The sequence below is a fragment of the Amycolatopsis sp. WAC 04197 genome, assembly GCF_003947475.1.
Classification (GTDB): domain Bacteria; phylum Actinomycetota; class Actinomycetes; order Mycobacteriales; family Pseudonocardiaceae; genus Amycolatopsis; species Amycolatopsis japonica.
In genome coordinates, this window is sequence record NZ_QHJK01000003.1 from 1 (window position 1) to 18,026 (window position 18,026).

The 18,026-nt window shown below is 67.8% G+C and carries 13 protein-coding genes; all 13 read left to right on the plus strand.

Annotated features, from left to right (window positions below; translation table 11 throughout):
* Window positions 1-455: 455 nt before the first annotated feature.
* Complete coding sequence (locus DMC64_RS13080) at window positions 456-1,469, plus strand: LacI family DNA-binding transcriptional regulator (protein ID WP_038512787.1); 1,014 nt, start codon at window positions 456-458, stop codon at window positions 1,467-1,469.
* A gap of 78 nt (window positions 1,470-1,547) precedes the next feature.
* Window positions 1,548-2,519 carry an ABC transporter substrate-binding protein gene (locus tag DMC64_RS13085; protein ID WP_199754969.1) on the plus strand — a complete coding sequence of 324 codons (972 nt, stop codon included), beginning with the start codon at window positions 1,548-1,550 and terminating at the stop codon, window positions 2,517-2,519.
* A 22-nt stretch (window positions 2,520-2,541) separates the two neighbouring features.
* Window positions 2,542-4,044: a sugar ABC transporter ATP-binding protein gene (locus DMC64_RS13090; RefSeq protein WP_125734252.1), complete on the plus strand. Its 1,503-nt coding sequence runs from the start codon at window positions 2,542-2,544 to the stop codon at window positions 4,042-4,044.
* Window positions 4,041-5,078: an ABC transporter permease gene (locus DMC64_RS13095; RefSeq protein WP_125733718.1), complete on the plus strand. Its 1,038-nt coding sequence runs from the start codon at window positions 4,041-4,043 to the stop codon at window positions 5,076-5,078. The genes DMC64_RS13090 and DMC64_RS13095 overlap by 4 nt, the downstream gene beginning before the upstream one ends.
* A complete protein-coding gene (gene yjfF, locus DMC64_RS13100) occupies window positions 5,075-6,058 on the plus strand; it encodes a galactofuranose ABC transporter, permease protein YjfF (protein ID WP_125733719.1) in 984 nt (327 codons plus the stop codon). The genes DMC64_RS13095 and yjfF overlap by 4 nt, the downstream gene beginning before the upstream one ends.
* A 135-nt stretch (window positions 6,059-6,193) precedes the next feature.
* On the plus strand, window positions 6,194-7,867 hold the full coding sequence (araB, locus tag DMC64_RS13105; RefSeq protein ID WP_125733720.1) for a ribulokinase: 1,674 nt from the start codon (window positions 6,194-6,196) through the stop codon (window positions 7,865-7,867).
* Window positions 7,864-8,550, plus strand: coding sequence for an L-ribulose-5-phosphate 4-epimerase (locus DMC64_RS13110; protein ID WP_125733721.1), 687 nt, complete (start codon window positions 7,864-7,866; stop codon window positions 8,548-8,550). Before araB ends, DMC64_RS13110 begins: the two co-directional genes overlap by 4 nt.
* Entirely contained in the window at window positions 8,547-10,052 is a 1,506-nt protein-coding gene (araA, locus tag DMC64_RS13115) for an L-arabinose isomerase (protein ID WP_125733722.1), read from the plus strand. The genes DMC64_RS13110 and araA overlap by 4 nt, the downstream gene beginning before the upstream one ends.
* Before the next feature lie 26 nt (window positions 10,053-10,078).
* Window positions 10,079-11,206 (plus strand): multiple monosaccharide ABC transporter substrate-binding protein, encoded by a 1,128-nt coding sequence (gene chvE, locus DMC64_RS13120; protein WP_125733723.1) that lies wholly within the window; start codon window positions 10,079-10,081, stop codon window positions 11,204-11,206.
* 4 nt (window positions 11,207-11,210) lie between these two features.
* The gene (gene mmsA, locus DMC64_RS13125) at window positions 11,211-12,734 is read left to right on the plus strand and encodes a multiple monosaccharide ABC transporter ATP-binding protein (protein ID WP_199754970.1); all 1,524 of its coding nucleotides are present in this window, start codon (window positions 11,211-11,213) and stop codon (window positions 12,732-12,734) included.
* Between the two features lie 3 nt (window positions 12,735-12,737).
* On the plus strand, window positions 12,738-13,985 hold the full coding sequence (mmsB, locus tag DMC64_RS13130) for a multiple monosaccharide ABC transporter permease (protein ID WP_199754971.1): 1,248 nt from the start codon (window positions 12,738-12,740) through the stop codon (window positions 13,983-13,985).
* 39 nt (window positions 13,986-14,024) lie between these two features.
* Window positions 14,025-16,559: an alpha-L-arabinofuranosidase C-terminal domain-containing protein gene (locus tag DMC64_RS13135; RefSeq protein WP_125733724.1), complete on the plus strand. Its 2,535-nt coding sequence runs from the start codon at window positions 14,025-14,027 to the stop codon at window positions 16,557-16,559.
* Window positions 16,560-16,561: 2 nt separating this feature from the next.
* Window positions 16,562-18,019 carry a family 43 glycosylhydrolase gene (locus DMC64_RS13140; protein WP_233629639.1) on the plus strand — a complete coding sequence of 486 codons (1,458 nt, stop codon included), beginning with the start codon at window positions 16,562-16,564 and terminating at the stop codon, window positions 18,017-18,019.
* Window positions 18,020-18,026: the final 7 nt, after the last annotated feature.

Genomic DNA, 18,026 nt, shown 5'->3' on the forward strand with positions numbered 1-18,026 from the left:
ACCCTCAACCGAGCAGTACGCTACCAACCACTCAACAACAAACTGTCCGACAAGTCCTGAAACACATCTGTCCGTGAGGTCCTGAAACAGCACAGAGGGTTAGAACGACCATTGCCACTCACGACCCTCGGGCAATAATGCGCAAAGTGCCCAAATCGGAGAGGTTGATCCCAAAATTTGTCCTTTTTGGACAGTCTGGGGCGTGCTAGGCCTCGGTGCCGAGCCCGCTCGCACCGCCGACTCCATTTTGTGTGGAGCCGGCCGTGTCGCGTGACTGGTCGGACGACACGCGTGATCCGACGGACGACACGCGTGACGGGTTGGACGGCACGCCAACCTTGGCTCAGGGAACCGGTCCGTGACCCGACTGTGACTCGGCGAGCGCTTGACCCGGCTCGTGTTATCGCTAACACTTGCGGCACTCGTCACACGGTACCGGGATTGGGAGTCAGGCGATGGCGCGCGAAACCACCGAGAGCAAGCAGGCCAGTCTCACCGACGTGGCCGCGCTCGCAGGTGTTTCGCATATGACGGTCTCACGCGTCATCAACGGCACCGGCCCGGTCCGCGCCGAGACGCGGGTCCGCGTCAACGCGGCGATCGAGCAGCTGGACTACCGGCCGAACTCGGTTGCCCGCGCGCTGGTCACCGGCCGTTCGGGCACGCTCGGCGTGGTCGCGCTGGAGGCCAACCTCTACGGTCCGGCCAGCACGTTGAGCGGCATCGAGCACGCCGCCCGCGAGGCCGGCTACGCGACGACCATAACCAGCATCAGCCGTCCGGGCCGGTCGTCCATCACCGACGCCGTGGAGCGCCTTCGTCGCCAGGCCGTCGAGGGCATCGTCGTGATCGCGCCGCATGTCACCGCCGCTCGCGCGCTCGAGGCGGCGCCCAGCGACGTGCCGCTCGTCGCGGTCGGCGGCGGCGAGAAGGCGCCGGTCCCGGTGATCTCGGTCGACCAGTTCGACGGCGCGCGCCGCGCCACCGAACACCTTCTCGGCCTCGGACACGAGACCGTCTGGCACGTGGCCGGACCCGAGGACTGGCTGGAGGCGCTCGACCGCGAACGCGGCTGGCGCGAGACCCTGGAACGGCACGGCGCGCCGATCCCTCCCGTCATCCGCGGTGACTGGAGTGCGCGCTCCGGGTACGCGGCGGGGCGATCCCTCGTCGGCGAAAAAGGCCTGGACGCGGTGTTCGTGGCCAACGACCAGATGGCCCTCGGCTTCCTTCGCGCCTGCACCGAGGCGGGCGTGAACGTGCCGGGGGAGATGCGGATCGTCGGCTTCGACGACGTTCCCGAGGCGGCGTACTACACGCCGCCCCTGACGACGGTGCGCCAGGACTTCGTCGAAGTCGGCAGGCGCACGTTCGACCTGCTCCGCCGCCGGATGAACGGCGGTGAGGACCGAGACCGCGACCTGGTGGTCCCCGAATTGATCGTGCGGGAGAGCACCGGTCTTTCGTAGCTCCGAGAGCAGTCACTGCGGCTCAAGGCGCGAATGTTAACGCTAACTCAAGTGATCAGTGCGGATCTAGGAGTCGATGTGGCAAGAAAACTGTGGACGGCGATCGTGGCCGGAGTGGCCGGGCTGCTCCTGCTCTCCGCATGCGGCGGTGGCGGCGGGACGGGTGGCGGCGGCGCGCTCACCCTCGGATTCGCCCAGGTGGGCGCGGAAAGCGGATGGCGCACGGCGAACACGAAGTCGATCCAGGAGTCCGCGAAGGCGGCCGGGATCGAACTGAAGTTCTCCGACGCGCAGCAGAAGCAGGAGAACCAGATCGCCGCGATCCGGTCCTACATCCAGCAGAAGGTCAAGGTGATCGCCTTCTCGCCGGTCGTGGAATCCGGCTGGGACACCGTGCTCAAGGAGGCGAAGACGGCGAACATCCCGGTGATCCTCACCGACCGGGCCGTCGACTCGGCGGACAAGTCGCTGTACAAGACCTTCCTCGGCTCGGACTTCGTCGCCGAGGGCAAGAAGGCGGGCGAGTGGCTGGCCAAGGAGTTCGGCTCGGCGGCCGGCGACGTCAGCATCGTGGAACTGCAGGGCACCACCGGTTCCGCACCGGCGAACGACCGCAAGAAGGGCTTCGCCGACGTCATCGCGTCGAACCCGAAGTTCAAGGTCGTCGCGTCGCAGACCGGTGAGTTCACCCGGGCGAAGGGCAAGGAGGTCATGGAGGCCTTCCTGAAGTCCCAGCCCAAGATCGACGTTCTGTACGCGCACAACGACGACATGGCCCTCGGTGCCATCGAAGCGATCGAGGCGGCGGGCAAGGTGCCCGGCAAGGACATCAAGATCGTCTCGGTCGACGGCGTCCGCGACGCCCTGCAGGCGCTGGCCGACGGCAAGATCAACCACGTCGTCGAATGCAACCCGCTGCTCGGCCCGCAGCTGATGGATCTGGTGAAGAAGGTCGCCGCCGGGGAGCAGGTGCCGCCGCGCATCGAGACCACCGAGACCGAATTCGACCAGGCCGCGGCCAAGGCCGCGCTGCCGCAACGCCAGTACTGAGCCGATGACGGAAACCCCTGCGATGCTGCGGATGAGCCATATCCGGAAGGAGTTCCCCGGCGTGGTCGCCCTCGACGACGTCTCCTTCCGGATGTTCCCCGGCGAGGTGCACGCCCTGATGGGCGAGAACGGTGCCGGCAAGTCCACTTTGATCAAGGTGCTCACCGGCGTTTACGGGGTGGACGCGGGCACCATCGAGCTCGACGGCGCCCGGGTCGCGTTCAGCGGCCCGGGTGAGGCACAGCGCTCCGGCGTGAGCACCGTCTACCAGGAGGTGAACCTCTGCCCGAACCTGTCGGTGGCGGAGAACATCTGCCTCGGCAAGGAGCCGCGACGGCGCGGCCGCATCGACTGGCGCGAGACGCGCCGCCGGGCGGCCGCGCTGCTGGCCAGGCTGGACGTCGAAGTGGACGTCTCGGCCGAGCTGGGAAGCTGCTCGATCGCGGTGCAGCAACTGGTCGCGATCGCCAGGGCGCTCGACGTCGAGGCGCGGGTGCTCGTCCTCGACGAGCCGACGTCCAGTTTGGACGCGGGCGAGGTCGAGCAGCTGCTGAACGTGGTGCGTTCGCTGCGGGACCAGGGGATGGCGATCCTGTTCGTCTCGCATTTCATCGAGCAGGTCTTCGCCGTCGCGGACCGGATGACGGTGCTGCGCAACGGGAAGCTGATCGGGGAGTACCGCACCGAGGAGATCACCCCGGTCGACCTGGTGACCAGGATGATCGGCAAGGAGCTCGCGGCGCTCGAAGACATCGAGGACGCGGGGCACAGCCGGTCGGACGTCGCCGGTGCGCCCGTCTTCCTCGAAGCGGGCGACGTCGGCCGCAAGGGTGGTGTCGCGCCGTTCTCGCTCGACATCCGGTCCGGCGAGGTCGTCGGGCTGGCCGGGCTGCTCGGCTCGGGCCGCACCGAACTGGCGCGGCTGCTGTTCGGCGCCGATCACGCGGACAGCGGTACGGTGCGGATCGACGGCGAGCCGGTGTCGCTGAAGACCCCGCGGACCGGCCTCGACCATCGCATCGCGTTCTGCTCGGAGAACCGCAAGACCGAAGGCCTCGTCGAGGAACTCACCGTGCGCGAGAACATCGTGCTCGCGCTGCAGGCCTCGCGTGGCTGGGCCCGGCCGATCCCGCGGCGGCGGCAGGACGAGATCGCGGAGCGCTACATCAAGGCGCTCGACATCCGGCCGGCCAACGCCGAGGCGAAGGTCGGCGACCTGAGCGGCGGCAACCAGCAGAAGGTGCTGCTCGCGCGGTGGCTCATCACCGAACCGCGATTGCTGATCCTCGACGAGCCGACGCGCGGGATCGACATCGGCGCCAAGACGGAGATCCAGCGGCTGGTCGCGCGGCTCTCGGGCGAGGGGATGGCCGTGGTGTTCATCTCCGCCGAACTCGAGGAAGTGCTCCGGCTGAGCCACCGGGTCGTCGTACTGCGCGACCGCGCGGTGGTCGCCGTGCTGGACAACGAAACGCTGACCGCGGACCAGGTGATGGCGACGATGGCCGAAGGAGTCGCACGATGACCAAACATCGGTTGTTCTGGCCGGTCGTCGCGCTGCTGGCGCTGCTGCTCGGCGACCTCATCGCGCATCCGGCGTTCTTCGCGATCGAATTCCGCGACGGGCATCTGTACGGGAACCTGATCGACATCCTCAAGAACGGCGCCCCGCTGATCCTCATCGCGATCGGCATGACGCTGGTGGTGGCGACGCGGGGGATCGACCTCTCCGTCGGCGCCGTCGTCGCGATCAGCGGCGCGCTCGCGTGCCTGCACCTCAGCGGACTCGGCGATCAGAACAGTGTCGGCGGGACGCTCGCGGCCGTCGGGATGGCGCTGGGGCTCGCCCTCGTGCTCGGTCTGTGGAACGGCTGGCTCGTCGCGGTGCTCGGCATCCAGCCGATCATCGCGACGCTGATCCTGATGGTCGCCGGCCGCGGCATCGCCCAGCTGATCACCGGCGGTCAGATCATCACCGTCAACTCGCATCCGTACGAATGGATCGGCAGCGGGTTCACCTTCGGCCTGCCCAGCGCGATCCTCATCGCGCTGGCGGTGTTCGCCATCGCCGCCGTGCTGGTCCGCCGGTCGGCGCTGGGGCTGCTGGTCGAATCGGTGGGCGGCAATCCGGAGGCGGGCAGGCTCGCCGGGCTCCGGTCGGCGCGGCTGATCTGGCTCACCTACGTCTTCTGCGCGCTCTGCGCCGGTATCGCCGGGCTGATGATCAGCGCGAACGTGCACAGCGCCGACGGCAACAACGCCGGGCAGTTCATCGAACTGGACGCGATCCTCGCCGTCGTCATCGGCGGGACGCAGCTGACCGGTGGCCGGTTCTCGCTCACCGGTTCGGTGATCGGCGCGCTGCTCATCCAGACGTTGACGACGACGGTCTACGCGCTCGGCATCGCGCCGCAGGCGATCATGCTGTTCAAGGCCGTGGTCGTGCTGGCGGTCTGCCTGCTGCAGTCGCCGGTGTTCCGCAGGAAGCTCGCCCGGCGGCGGAAAACGGCCCCGCCGTCGCCCGCCGTCCTGCCGGAGAAGGTGGAGGCCGGGGTATGACGACACTCGACCGCATCAAGGGTTACCGTCCACGGCAACGGCATCTGCCGATCCTGGCGACGATGGCGATGCTCGTCGGCGCGTATGTCTACGGTGCTTCGAGCTACACGGCGTTCGGCTCCGGGCAGGTCGTGCTCGACCTGTTCATCAACAACGCCTTCCTGCTGGTCGTCGCCGTCGGGATGACGTTCGTGATCCTCACCGGCGGGATCGACCTGTCGGTGGGCTCGGTGGTGGCACTGTCCACTGTGGTCTCGGCGGACCTGCTGCAGAACCAGGGCTGGCCGGTGCTCGCGGTGATCCCCGCGGTACTGGCGATCGGCGCGGCGCTCGGCTTCGGTATGGGCGTGCTGGTCCAGGTGTTCGAGATCCAGCCGTTCATCGCGACGCTGATCGGGATGTTCTTCGCCAGGGGGCTCTGCTACACGATCAGCACCCAGGCGTACTCGATCGACGATCCGACGGTCGCGAGTCTCGCGCAGACGCAGATCCCGCTCGGCGGGGAGCTGCACATCTCGATCGGCGTGGTGGTCGCGCTCGTGGTGGTCGCGGCGGCGGCGTACGTCCTGTACGGGACGCGGTTCGGCCGGACGGTGTACGCGATCGGCGGGAACCCGAAGTCCGCGCTGCTGATGGGCCTGAACGTCGGCCGCACGCGGATCACGGTCTACACGCTCAGCGGGTTCTGCTCGGCGCTCGGCGGACTGCTCTTGGTGCTGTACAAGTCCTCCGGTGATCCGCTCAACGGTGTCGGGCTGGAGCTCACCGCGATCGCGGCCGTCGTCATCGGCGGCACGCTGCTCACCGGCGGCTCCGGCTACGTCCTCGGGACGGTGCTCGGGATCATGGTGCTGGGCATCATCCAGACCCTGATCACCTTCGACGGCACCTTGAACTCCTGGTGGACCGCGATCATCACCGGTGCGCTGCTGTTCGCCTTCATCGTGCTGCAACGCCTCGTCGGGAGACGGGCCACGTAAGAGGGAACACGCGTGATCAAGGCCGTGACTCGCGTGATTGGAGCCGGACCGGCTTGAAACACGTGAGTTACGGCTCCAATCACGCATGATCGTGGTTTTCGACCAGAAATGTGAACGCTAACAGTTGGAGAAGAAGTGAGTACAAGGGAGCCGCTGGTCGTCGGCGTCGACTTCGGGACGCTGTCCGGCCGGGCCGTCGTGGTCCGCGTCCGCGACGGCGCGGAACTGGGCAGCGCGGTTTCGGAGTACCGGCACGGCGTGGTCGACCGGATCCTGCCGCGGACCGGCCACGGTCTGCCGCCGGATTGGGCGCTCCAGGTGCCGTCGGACTACGTCGACGTCCTCCGCACCGCCGTGCCGGAGGCCGTCCGTGCCGCCGGGGCGGATCCCGCCGACGTGATCGGCATCGGTACCGATTTCACCGCGTGCACCATGGTGCCGACGACGGCCGACGGCACGCCGCTGTGCGAACTGCCCGAGTTCGCCGGGGACCCGCACGCCTACGTGAAGCTTTGGCGCCATCATTCCGCCCAGCCGCAGGCGGACCGGATCAACGCGCTGGCGCGGAAGCGCGGTGAGTCGTGGCTGCCGCGCTATGGCGGGCTGATCTCCTCGGAGTGGGAGTTCGCCAAGGCACTGGAGGTCTACGAAGAGGCGCCCGAGGTCTACGCCCGGATGCGCCACTGGGTCGAACTCGCCGACTGGATCGTCTGGCAGCTCACCGGAACCTACGTCCGCAACGCCTGCACCGCGGGGTACAAGGGCATCCTGCAGGACGGCCGCTACCCGAGCACGGAGTTCCTGGAGGAGCTGGCTCCCGGCTTCGGGTCCTTTGTGGACGACAAGCTCGCGCATCCGCTGGGCGCACTCGGTGCCAGGGCGGGCAGTCTGAGCGCGCAGGCGGCGGAATGGACCGGGTTGCCCGAGGGGATCGCGGTCGCCGTCGGCAACGTCGACGCGCACGTCACCGCCCCCGCCGTCCAGGCGGTGGAGCCGGGACAGATGGTCGCGATCATGGGTACCTCCACCTGCCACGTGATGAACGGCGCCGAACTGCGCGAGGTACCGGGCATGTGCGGCGTCGTCGACGGCGGGATCGTGTCCGGGAAATGGGGCTACGAGGCCGGTCAGAGCGGCGTCGGCGACATCTTCGCGTGGTTCGTCGAACACGGCACGCCCGCGTCCTATGTGGACGACGCCAGGGAAGCGGGGATCTCCGTCCACGAACTGCTCACGCGGCTCGCTTCGGTACAGGAGATCGGCGAACACGGACTGGTCGCGCTCGACTGGCACAGCGGGAACCGGTCGGTGCTGGTCGACCACGAACTGTCCGGCGTCGTCGTCGGCCAGACCCTCGCGACCCGGCCCGAGGACACCTACCGCGCGCTCCTGGAGGCGACCGCGTTCGGGACCAGGACGATCATCGAGACCTTCGAACGCGCCGGGGTGCCGGTCACCGAACTGATCGTCGCCGGCGGCCTGGTCAAGAACCCGCTCCTGATGCAGATCTACGCCGACGTCACGAACCTGCCGCTTTCCGTGGCCGGCTCGGCCCAGAGCCCCGCGCTGGGCTCGGCGATCCACGCCGCGGTCGCCGCCGGGGCGCACGCCGACGTCCCGGCCGCCGCACTCGCGATGGGCTCGGTCCGCCGGGCGGTCCACCGGCCGATCGCCGAGAACGTCAAGGCCTACAACGACCTTTACGCCGAGTACGCCGCGTTGCACGACTACTTCGGCCGAGGGGCCAACGACGTCATGCACCGGCTCGCCGCCCGGCGCCGTACCGTCCGGAAAGGACTGCACCGATGAGCCTCGCCGTGGAGATCACGGACACCTTCGAAGAGCTGCGCGACACCGTCGCACGCTTGCACAGCGAGCTGACCCGCTACGAGCTGGTCATCTGGACCGCGGGCAACGTTTCGGCTCGCGTCCCCGGGCACGACCTGATGGTGATCAAGCCGTCCGGGGTGTCCTACGACGAGCTGAGTGCCGACACGATGGTCGTCACCGACCTGTACGGCGAGGTCGTCCACGGCGACCTCGCGCCGTCCTCGGACACCGCCGCGCACGCCTACGTCTACCGGCACATGCCGGAGGTCGGCGGGGTCGTGCACACGCATTCGACGTACGCGACCGCGTGGGCGGCGGTCGGAGAGCCCATCCCGTGCGTGCTCACGATGATCGCGGACGAGTTCGGCGGCGAGATCCCGGTCGGGCCGTTCGCGATGATCGGTGACGACTCGATCGGCCGGGGCATCGTCGAGACGCTGCGGTCCAGCCGGTCGCCCGCGGTGCTGATGCGCAACCACGGCCCGTTCACCGTCGGCCGCACCGCACGGGACGCGGTCAAGGCCGCGGTGATGGTCGAGGACGTCGCCAAGACCGTCCACCTCGCTTCCGCGCTGGGCAGGCCGGAGCCACTGTCCGGACAGGACGTGGACCGGCTCTACGCGCGCTACCAGAACGTCTACGGCCAGCAGGGAGAGAAGTGAGCACACAACGCAAGACCGAGGTCTGGTTCCTCACCGGGAGCCAGTCGCTGTACGGCGAGGAGACCCTCGAACAGGTCGCGGGCCAGTCGTTGCAGATCCAGCGGATGCTGGCCGACACCGGCCGGATCTCGGCCGAGATCGTCGCGAAGCCGGTGCTGACGGAACCGTCGGCGATCCGGCGCGTGATGCTGGAGGCGAACGCGGACGACGCGTGTGTCGGGGTGATCGCCTGGATGCACACGTTCTCGCCGGCGAAGATGTGGATCACCGGGCTGGACGCGCTGCGGAAACCCTTGCTGCATCTGCACACCCAGCTCAACGAGGCGCTGCCGTGGCAGTCCATCGACATGGACTTCATGAACCTGAACCAGGCCGCGCACGGCGACCGCGAGTTCGGTTACATCCAGACCCGGCTCGGGGTGCCGCGCAAGACCATCGCCGGGCACGCCGCGGATCCCTCGGTCGCCGACCGGATCGACGCCTGGGTCCGCGCGGCGGTCGGGCGCCAGACCATCGGCTCGCTCAAGCTCGCGCGGTTCGGCGACAACATGCGCGACGTCGCGGTCACCGACGGGGACAAGGTCGAGGCGGAGCTGAAGTTCGGCGTCTCGGTGAACACCTACGGCGTCAACGAACTCGTCGCGCTGGTCGACGCGGTGCCCGACGCCGAGGTCGACGCTCTCGTCGACGAGTACGCCGAGACGTACGCGCTCGCACCGGAACTCGCCAAGGCGGGGGAGCGGCACGAATCGCTGCGTTACGCGGCCCGGATCGAGCAAGGGCTTCGCACGTTCCTGACGAGCGGCGGTTTCGGCGCGTTCACGACGAACTTCGAGGATCTCGGCGGACTACGGCAGCTTCCCGGTCTCGCCGTGCAGCGGCTGATGGCCGACGGCTACGGCTTCGGCGGCGAGGGCGACTGGAAGACGTCCGCGCTGCTGACCGCGGTGAAGGCGATGGGCCGCGATTCCGAGCGCGGGACGTCCTTCATGGAGGACTACACCTACCACTTCGGCCCCGGCGAACCGAAGATCCTCGGCGCGCACATGCTCGAGGTCTGCCCGAGCATCGCCGCCGCGAAGCCTTCGTGCGAGATCCACCCCCTCGGCATCGGCGGCCGCGAGGATCCCGTCCGGCTGGTCTTCGACGCCGCCGCCGGCGACGCGGTCGTGATCGGCCTCGCCGACCTCGGTGACCGGTTCCGCCTGGTGGCGAACGAGGTCGAGGTCGTCGCGCCGGACGAACCGCTGCCGAACCTGCCGGTGGCGCGCGCGGTGTGGAAGCCGGCGCCGTCGCTGGCGACGTCCGCCGAGGCCTGGATCACCGCGGGCGGACCACACCACACGGTGCTCACCCAGGCCGTCGGCGCCGAAACGATCCGGGATTTCGCCACCATGCTCGACGTCGAACTGCAGGTGATCGACCAGGCCACGACGCCCGCCTCGATCGCCGACCGGATGCGTTGGAACCAGGCCTACTACCGGCTCGCACAAGGATTCTGATCGGTCCCCACCGGAGAGAAGGAACAATGAAGTTCACGAAACTGGCCACACTGGCCGTGGCGGTCGGCCTCGGTGCCGCGCTGACGGCCTGCGGTTCGAGTGAGAAGACCGTCGATCAGCAGGCGGCCGCGGGAGGCGCGGCCGGCGGCCTCGTCGGCGTCACCATGCCGACCAAATCGTCGGAGCGCTGGATCCACGACGGCGACAACATCAAGGCGGCGCTGGAGAAGCTCGGCTACCAGGTCGACCTGCAGTACGCCGAGGACGACATCCCCACCCAGGTGAACCAGATCGAGAACCAGATCACCAAGGGCGCGAAACTGCTCGTGATCGCCTCCATCGACGGCACCGCGATCACCACCCAGCTGCAGGAGGCCGCGGACAAGAAGATCCCGGTCATCGCCTACGACCGGCTGATCCGCAACACGCCGAACGTCGACTACTACGCGACCTTCGACAACTTCAAGGTCGGCGTTCAGCAGGCGACGTCGCTGCTCACCGGGCTCAAGGTGCTCAAAGAGGACGGTTCTCCCGGTGAGGGCAAGGGACCGTTCAACATCGAGCTCTTCGCGGGTTCGCCGGACGACAACAACGCGACGTTCTTCTTCAACGGCGCCATGTCCGTGTTGAAGCCGTACCTCGACAACGGGACGCTGGTGGTCAAGAGCGGCCAGACCGCGTTCAACGTCGCGGCGATCCTGCGCTGGCAGGCGGCGACCGCGCAGCGGCGGATGGAAGACCTGCTGACCAAGACCTACAGCTCCGGTGACAAGGTGCAGGGCGTGCTCTCGCCGTACGACGGGCTCTCCATCGGCATCCTGTCGGCGCTCAAGAGCAACGGCTACGGAACGCCTGGCCAGCCGTATCCGGTGGTCACCGGCCAGGATGCCGAGGTCGCGTCGGTAAAGTCGATCATCGCGAACGAGCAGTACTCGACGATCTTCAAGGACACCCGCAAGCTCGCCGAGACCACGGTCAAGATGGCCGACGCGGTGCTCAAGGGCGGCAAGGCCGAGACCAACAACACGACGGACTACAACAACGGCCAGAAGGTCGTGCCGGCGTTCCTGCTGGAGTCGGTGATCCTCAACAAGGGGAACTACCAGAAGGAACTCATCGACTCGGGCTACTACAAAGCGGAACAGCTGAGGTAGCGACGTGACCGACGAAATCCTTCGGATGCGGGGGATCACCAAGACCTTCCCCGGCGTCAAGGCACTGCAGGACGTCAACCTTTCGGTGCGCCGGGGAGAGATCCACGCGATCTGCGGCGAGAACGGCGCGGGCAAATCCACGCTGATGAAGGTGCTCTCGGGCGTCTACGCGCACGGCTCGTACGACGGCGAGATCGTCTTCGACGGCGAGCCGTGCGCGTTCTCCGCGATCCGCGACAGCGAACGCCGCGGCATCGTGATCATCCACCAGGAACTCGCGCTGTGCCAGCAACTGTCCATCGCGGAGAACATCTTCCTCGGCAACGAGAAGGCCCGCGGCGGGCTGATCGACTGGAACCGGACCAACGCCGAGGCGGGCGAGCTGCTGCGGCGCGTCGGCCTGCGCGAGAACCCGGTGACGCCGGTGCTGGACATCGGCGTCGGCAAGCAACAGCTGGTGGAGATCGCCAAGGCACTGTCCAAAGAGGTCAAACTGCTGATCCTGGACGAACCGACGGCGGCGCTGAACGACGACGATTCGGCGCATCTACTCGACCTGCTGCGCGGCCTGCGCGAGGACGGCGTGACCTGCGTCCTGATCTCGCACAAGCTCAACGAGATCGCCGCGATCGCCGACTCGATCACCATCCTGCGCGACGGCAGGACGATCGAGACACTGGACGCGGGCACGGTGACCGAAGACCGGATCATCGCCGGGATGGTCGGCCGGAAACTCGAGAACCGGTTCCCGTCGAGGGAACCGCGGATCGGCGACGAGGTCCTGCGGATCGAAGACTGGACCGTGCACAGCCCGACGCAACACGGCAGGGTCGTCGTGGACGGCGCGAGCCTGACCTTGCGGCGCGGCGAGATCGTCGGGCTGGCCGGCCTGATGGGCGCCGGGCGGACCGAACTCGCGATGAGCGTGTTCGGCCGCTCGTACGGCAAGGACATCTCCGGACGCCTGATCAAGGACGGCAAGGAGATCGAGGTGCGCACGGTCGGCGACGCCGTCGCGAACGGGATCGCCTACGCCACCGAGGACCGCAAACGCTACGGGCTGAACCTCATCGAGGACATCCAGCGCAACGTCTCCGGTGCCGCGCTGGGCAAACTCGCGCGCCGCGGCTGGGTGGACGAGAACGAAGAACACCGTGTCGCCGAAGAATTCCGCAAGAGCATGAACATCAAGGCACCGGACGTGCGCAGCGTGACCGGCACGCTCTCCGGCGGCAACCAGCAGAAGGTCGTGCTGTCCAAATGGATCCTCACCGATCCGGACGTGCTGATCCTCGACGAGCCGACCCGCGGCATCGACGTCGGCGCGAAGTACGAGATCTACACGATCGTCAACCGGCTCGCCGAGGAGGGGAAGGCCGTGCTGGTCATCTCGTCCGAGCTGCCGGAACTGCTCGGGCTGTGCGACCGGATCTACACGTTGTCGGCGGGCCGGATCACCGGTGAGGTCGACCGGGCCGAGGCCACCCAAGAGGTCCTCATGCGGGCGATGACCAGGGAACAGGAGTAAGACATGAGCACCGCCTCCGCCGACACCGTCACGGGTGTCGGTGACCAGCAGGGAGCCGCGCCGGCCAAGGCGCCGCGCCGGATCTCGTTCAACCCGCGCGAAAGCGGCATCTACGTCGCGTTCGCGCTGATCGTCGTGTTGTTCTCGATCCTCACCGGCGGCGCGCTGCTGGAACCGCAGAACATCTCGAACCTGATCGTGCAGAACTCGTACGTGCTGATCCTCGCGATCGGCATGATCCTGATCATCATCGCCGGGCACATCGACCTGTCGGTCGGCTCCGTGGTGGCGCTGACCGGCGCGATCTCGGCCGTGCTGATGGTGAACCTCGGTGTGGCGTGGCCGATCGCGCTGCTCATCACGCTGGCCGTCGGCGCGGTGATCGGGGCGTGGCAGGGGTATTGGGTCGCCTACTTCGGCATTCCAGCCTTCATCGTGACGCTGGCCGGGATGCTGATCTTCCGCGCGCTGACGCTCACCGTGCTCGGCAACCAGGGGATCGGCCCGTTCCCGGACGAGGTGCGCACGCTGGCGAACGGGTTCACCGGCGGCTATCTCGGCAACATCGGGCTGGGCCCGCTCGGCGGCGCCGACGTGGTCAGCCTGCTGGTGGGTGCCCTGGCCATCGCGGGCGCGATCGTTTCGCGGTGGCGCAAGCGGACGGCCCGGCTGAACTACCTGCAAGAGGTCGACCCGCTGCCGATGTTCCTGCTGAAGATCGCCGCGGCGGCCGCCGTCGTGCTGTTCGTGGTGGTCCAGCTGGCGCGGTACAAGAACCTGCCTTGGGTGCTGATCCTGCTGTCGGGGCTGGTGATCGGCTACTCGCTGGTGACGACGCGGGCGGTGTTCGGCCGCCACATCTACGCCATCGGCGGGAATCTGCAGGCGGCGACGCTGTCCGGCGTGAAGGTCAAGAGCGTGACGTTCTGGATCTTCGTCAACATGGGCGTGCTCTCCGCGCTCGCCGGGATCATCGTGGCCGGACGGCTCAACCAGGCCGGGCCGACCGCGGGCAACATGTTCGAACTCGACGCGATCGCCGCGGCCTTCATCGGCGGCGCCGCGGTGCAGGGCGGGGTCGGCAAGGTGGTCGGCGCGATCACCGGCGGGCTCATCATGGGCGTGATCAACAACGGCATGTCCCTGATCGGCGCGCCGACCGAGAGCGTGAACCTGGTGAAGGGGTTCGTGCTGCTCGCCGCCGTCGCCTACGACATCTGGACCAAACGGCGGGCCCGTACCGCCGCCTGAACACCCCGGTTTCCTCGCAACGTCGCGAAAGGAAGTGCTGTGCGCAGCAGATCAGTCCGGCTCGGTGTGCTGTCCTTGACCATCGCCGCCGGTGTCCTCGTGCCCGTTCAGACCGCTTCGGGCCAGACACCGACGACCGACTACACCCTCGCCGTGGACGCGGCGGGACGCGGTGCCACGATCGACCGTTCGATGTACGGCGTCTTCTTCGAGGACATCAACCGCGCCGCGGACGGAGGACTGTACGCCGAACTCGTGCAGAACCGCTCCTTCGAGTACGACAAGGCCGACAACGCGTCGTACACCCCGCTGACCTCGTGGGCACCCACGTCGCTCGACGGGGGAACCGGCACGGCGACGGTGGCCGACGACGACCGGCGGCTCAACGAACGGAACCGGCGCTATCTCAAGCTCGACCTCACCCGTGGCGAGTTCGGCGTCGCGAATTCGGGCTACAACTCGGGGATCCGGGTCGAGAAGGGCAAGCAGTACGACTTCTCGGTGTTCGCCCGGACGGATCGCGCGGCGGGCACCCCGCTCACGGTGGCCGTCACCGATCCGGCGGGGAAGGCGCTCGCCGATCCGCTGCGGGTCCAGGTCCGCGGCGACGGCTGGGTGCGCTACACCGGCACCGTCCGGGCGCGGGAGTCGAGCGCGCTGGGCAGGCTCGCGCTGACCGCGACCGGCGGTGGCACGCTGCGGCTGGACATGGTGTCGCTCTTCCCGCGCGACACCTACAAGAACCGCCCCAACGGCATGCGGGCCGACCTCGCGGAGAAGATCGCCGCGCTCAAGCCCGGTTTCGTCCGCTTCCCCGGCGGCTGCCTGGTCAACACCGGCAGCCACCAGGGTTACGAGGCGCCGAACTGGGAGCGGAAGCGCTCGTACCAGTGGAAGGACACGATCGGCCCGGTCGAGCAACGGGCCACGAACGCGAATTTCTGGGGCTACAACCAGTCCTACGGCATCGGCTACTACGAGTACTTCCAGTTCTCCGAGGACATCGGAGCGATGCCTCTCCCGGTGGTGCCGGCGCTGGTCACCGGCTGCGGGCAGAACAAGGCGACCGACGATCCGGCGCTGCTGCGGCGGCATATCCAGGACACCCTCGACCTGATCGAGTTCGCCAACGGCCCGGTCACCTCGACCTGGGGCAGGAAGCGGGCCGAGATGGGGCATCCGGCGCCGTTCAACCTGACGCATCTCGGCGTCGGTAACGAGGAGAACCTGCCCGACGAGTTCTTCGCCCGGTTCACCGAGTTCCGCAAGGCGATCGCGGCGAAGTACCCGGGGATCACCGTGATCAGCAATTCGGGACCGGACGACACCGGCACGACGTTCGACCGGCTGTGGGACCTGAACCGGAACGCGAAGGTCTCGATGGTCGACGAGCATTACTACAACAGTCCACAGTGGTTCCTGCAGAACAACCAGCGGTACGACTCCTATGACCGCAACGGCCCGAAAGTGTTCCTCGGCGAGTACGCCTCGCTGGACAACAAGTTCGGCAACGCGCTGGCCGAAGCCGCGTACATGACCGGGCTGGAGCGCAACGCCGACGTCGTCAAGCTTGCGTCGTACGCGCCCCTGCTGGCGAACACCGACTACGTGCAGTGGAAGCCGGACATGATCTGGTTCGACAACCAGCGCTCGTGGGCTTCGGCCAGCTACGAGACGCAGAAGCTGTTCATGACCAACGTCGGTGATCACGTGGTCCCGAGCAAGGCGTCGGCCACGCCTGCCACGGTCGCTCCCATCTCGGGCGCGATCGGACTCTCCACCTGGGCGACGAGCGCGGCGTACGACGACGTCAAGGTCACCTCGGCCGACGGCGCGCAGCTGTTCGCGGACGACTTCTCCGGCGACGACTCGCGCTGGTCGAAGGTGGCCGGGCGGGGATCGTGGGCGGTGTCGAACGGGGCCTACGTCCAGTCGGATCAGGCGGCCGAGAACACCCTCGTGACCGCGGGCGATCCCTCTTGGAGCAACTACGACCTCTCGGTGAAGGCGACCAAGACGGGCGGCAAGGAAGGCTTCCTGGTCGCGTTCGGCGTCAAGGACACCGGCAACAACTACTGGTGGAATCTCGGCGGCTGGAACAACACCGTCTCGGCCGTGGAGAAGACCGAGGGCGGCGGCAAGCAGACCCTGCTCCAGAACGACACGAAGATCGAGACCGGCAGGCAGTACGACCTGCGGGTCGAGGTCCGGGGCCGTCAAGTGACGCTGTTCCTCGACGGGCGGAAGTGGGGCTCGTTCACCGACGACAAGGTCGCCGAGCCCTTCCGCCAGGTCGTCACCCGCGACGTCAAGACCGGGGAACTGGTGGTCAAGGTGGTCAACGCGCAGGCTTCCGCGGCCCGGACCCGCGTCGACCTCGGCTCTCGCGTCCAGCCTGGCGCGACCGCCCGCGTGACGACGTTGCAGGGCTCGCCGGACGACGTCAACACCGCTTTCACCACGCCGATCGCGCCGCGCGAATCGCGGTTCTCCGGCGTCTCGAACACCTTCACGTACACCTTCCCGCCGAACTCCGTGACCTTCCTGCGGTTCCCGGCCCGAGTGAGGGGATGACCATGACCATCGACCGTCGTGACCTGTTCAGAGCGGGAGGCGGACTGCTGGCCGCCACCGCCGTCGGAGGCCTGGCGCCGGGTACGGCCCAGGCCGCCGAAGCCGCTCCCGTGCCGTTGACCACGCGGAACCCGTTGGTCGAGCAGCGGGCCGATCCGTTCATCACCCGGCCGGTGAACGGGATGTACTACCTGACCGGTTCGGTGCCCGAGTACGACCGCATCGTCGTCCGCGGCGCCGCCACACTCGACGGCCTGGCCACCGCCAGGGAGACGACGATCTGGCGCCGTCCGTCGTCCGGGAAGATGGGCGGCCACATCTGGGCGCCGGAACTGCACCGGATCGACGGGCGCTGGTACGTCTACTTCGCCGCGGGCGACTCGGACGACGTGTTCCGCATCAGGACGTACGTTCTGGAGTCCACTTCGGACGATCCGCGGGCGGGCACGTGGGTGCTGCGCGGGCAGATGGTGACGAAGTGGGACACCTTCACCCTGGACTCGACGACGTTCGAGCATCGCGGCAAGCGGTACTTCGCCTGGGCGCAGAGCGAACCCGGCATCGCGACCAACAGCAATCTGTACCTCGCCGAGATGGCGTCACCGCTCGCGCTCAAGGGTGATCCCGTCCGGCTCGCGGTGCCGACGCTGCCCTGGGAGATCCAAGGGTTCAAGGTCAACGAAGGGCCGGCGGTGCTCATCCGCAACGGGCGGGTGTTCATGACCTACTCGGCCAGTGCCACCGACGCCCGCTACTGCATGGGGCTGCTCACCGCCGACGAACGTTCGGATCTGCTGGACCCGCGCTCGTGGACGAAGTCACCGCAGCCGGTGTTCACCACGAACGAGGCGACCCGGCAGTACGGTCCCGGGCACAACTCGTTCACCGTCGCCGAGGACGGCTCGGACGTCCTCGTGTACCACGCCCGCGACTACCGCGACATCACCGGCGACCCGCTGTACGACCCGAACCGGCACACCCGGGTGCAACGGCTGTACTGGAACGAAGACGGGACACCGAGCTTCGGTGTCCCGGTCGGCAAAGGCGGACCTTGCGTGCGACTGTCCCCGTTGGACGATCCCGCGTTGTACGTGCGGCATTACGAGTACCGGCTGACCGCCGCTGGCAATGTCCGAGAGCTGGCCGATTCCCAGTTCCGCATCGTCGCTGGGTTCCGCGGCGCGGGCACCGTCGCATTGCAGTCGGTGAACTTCCCGGACCGGTACGTCCGGGTGGTGGACGCGACGACCGTGCGGATCGATCCGTACGACGAAAGCGACGCCTACGGCCGGGCGGCGAGTTTCACCCAGGTGCCGGGCCTTTCCGACCGGCTGGCGGTGTCGTTCCGCCTCCCGGGTGAACCTGCCACCTATTTGGCCCACGACAAGGGAAGGATCTTGGTCTTCCGTCCCGGTGCCACGGTGCGGGATCGTCAACGGGTCAGCTTCCGGCTCGGCTGAACTCCCT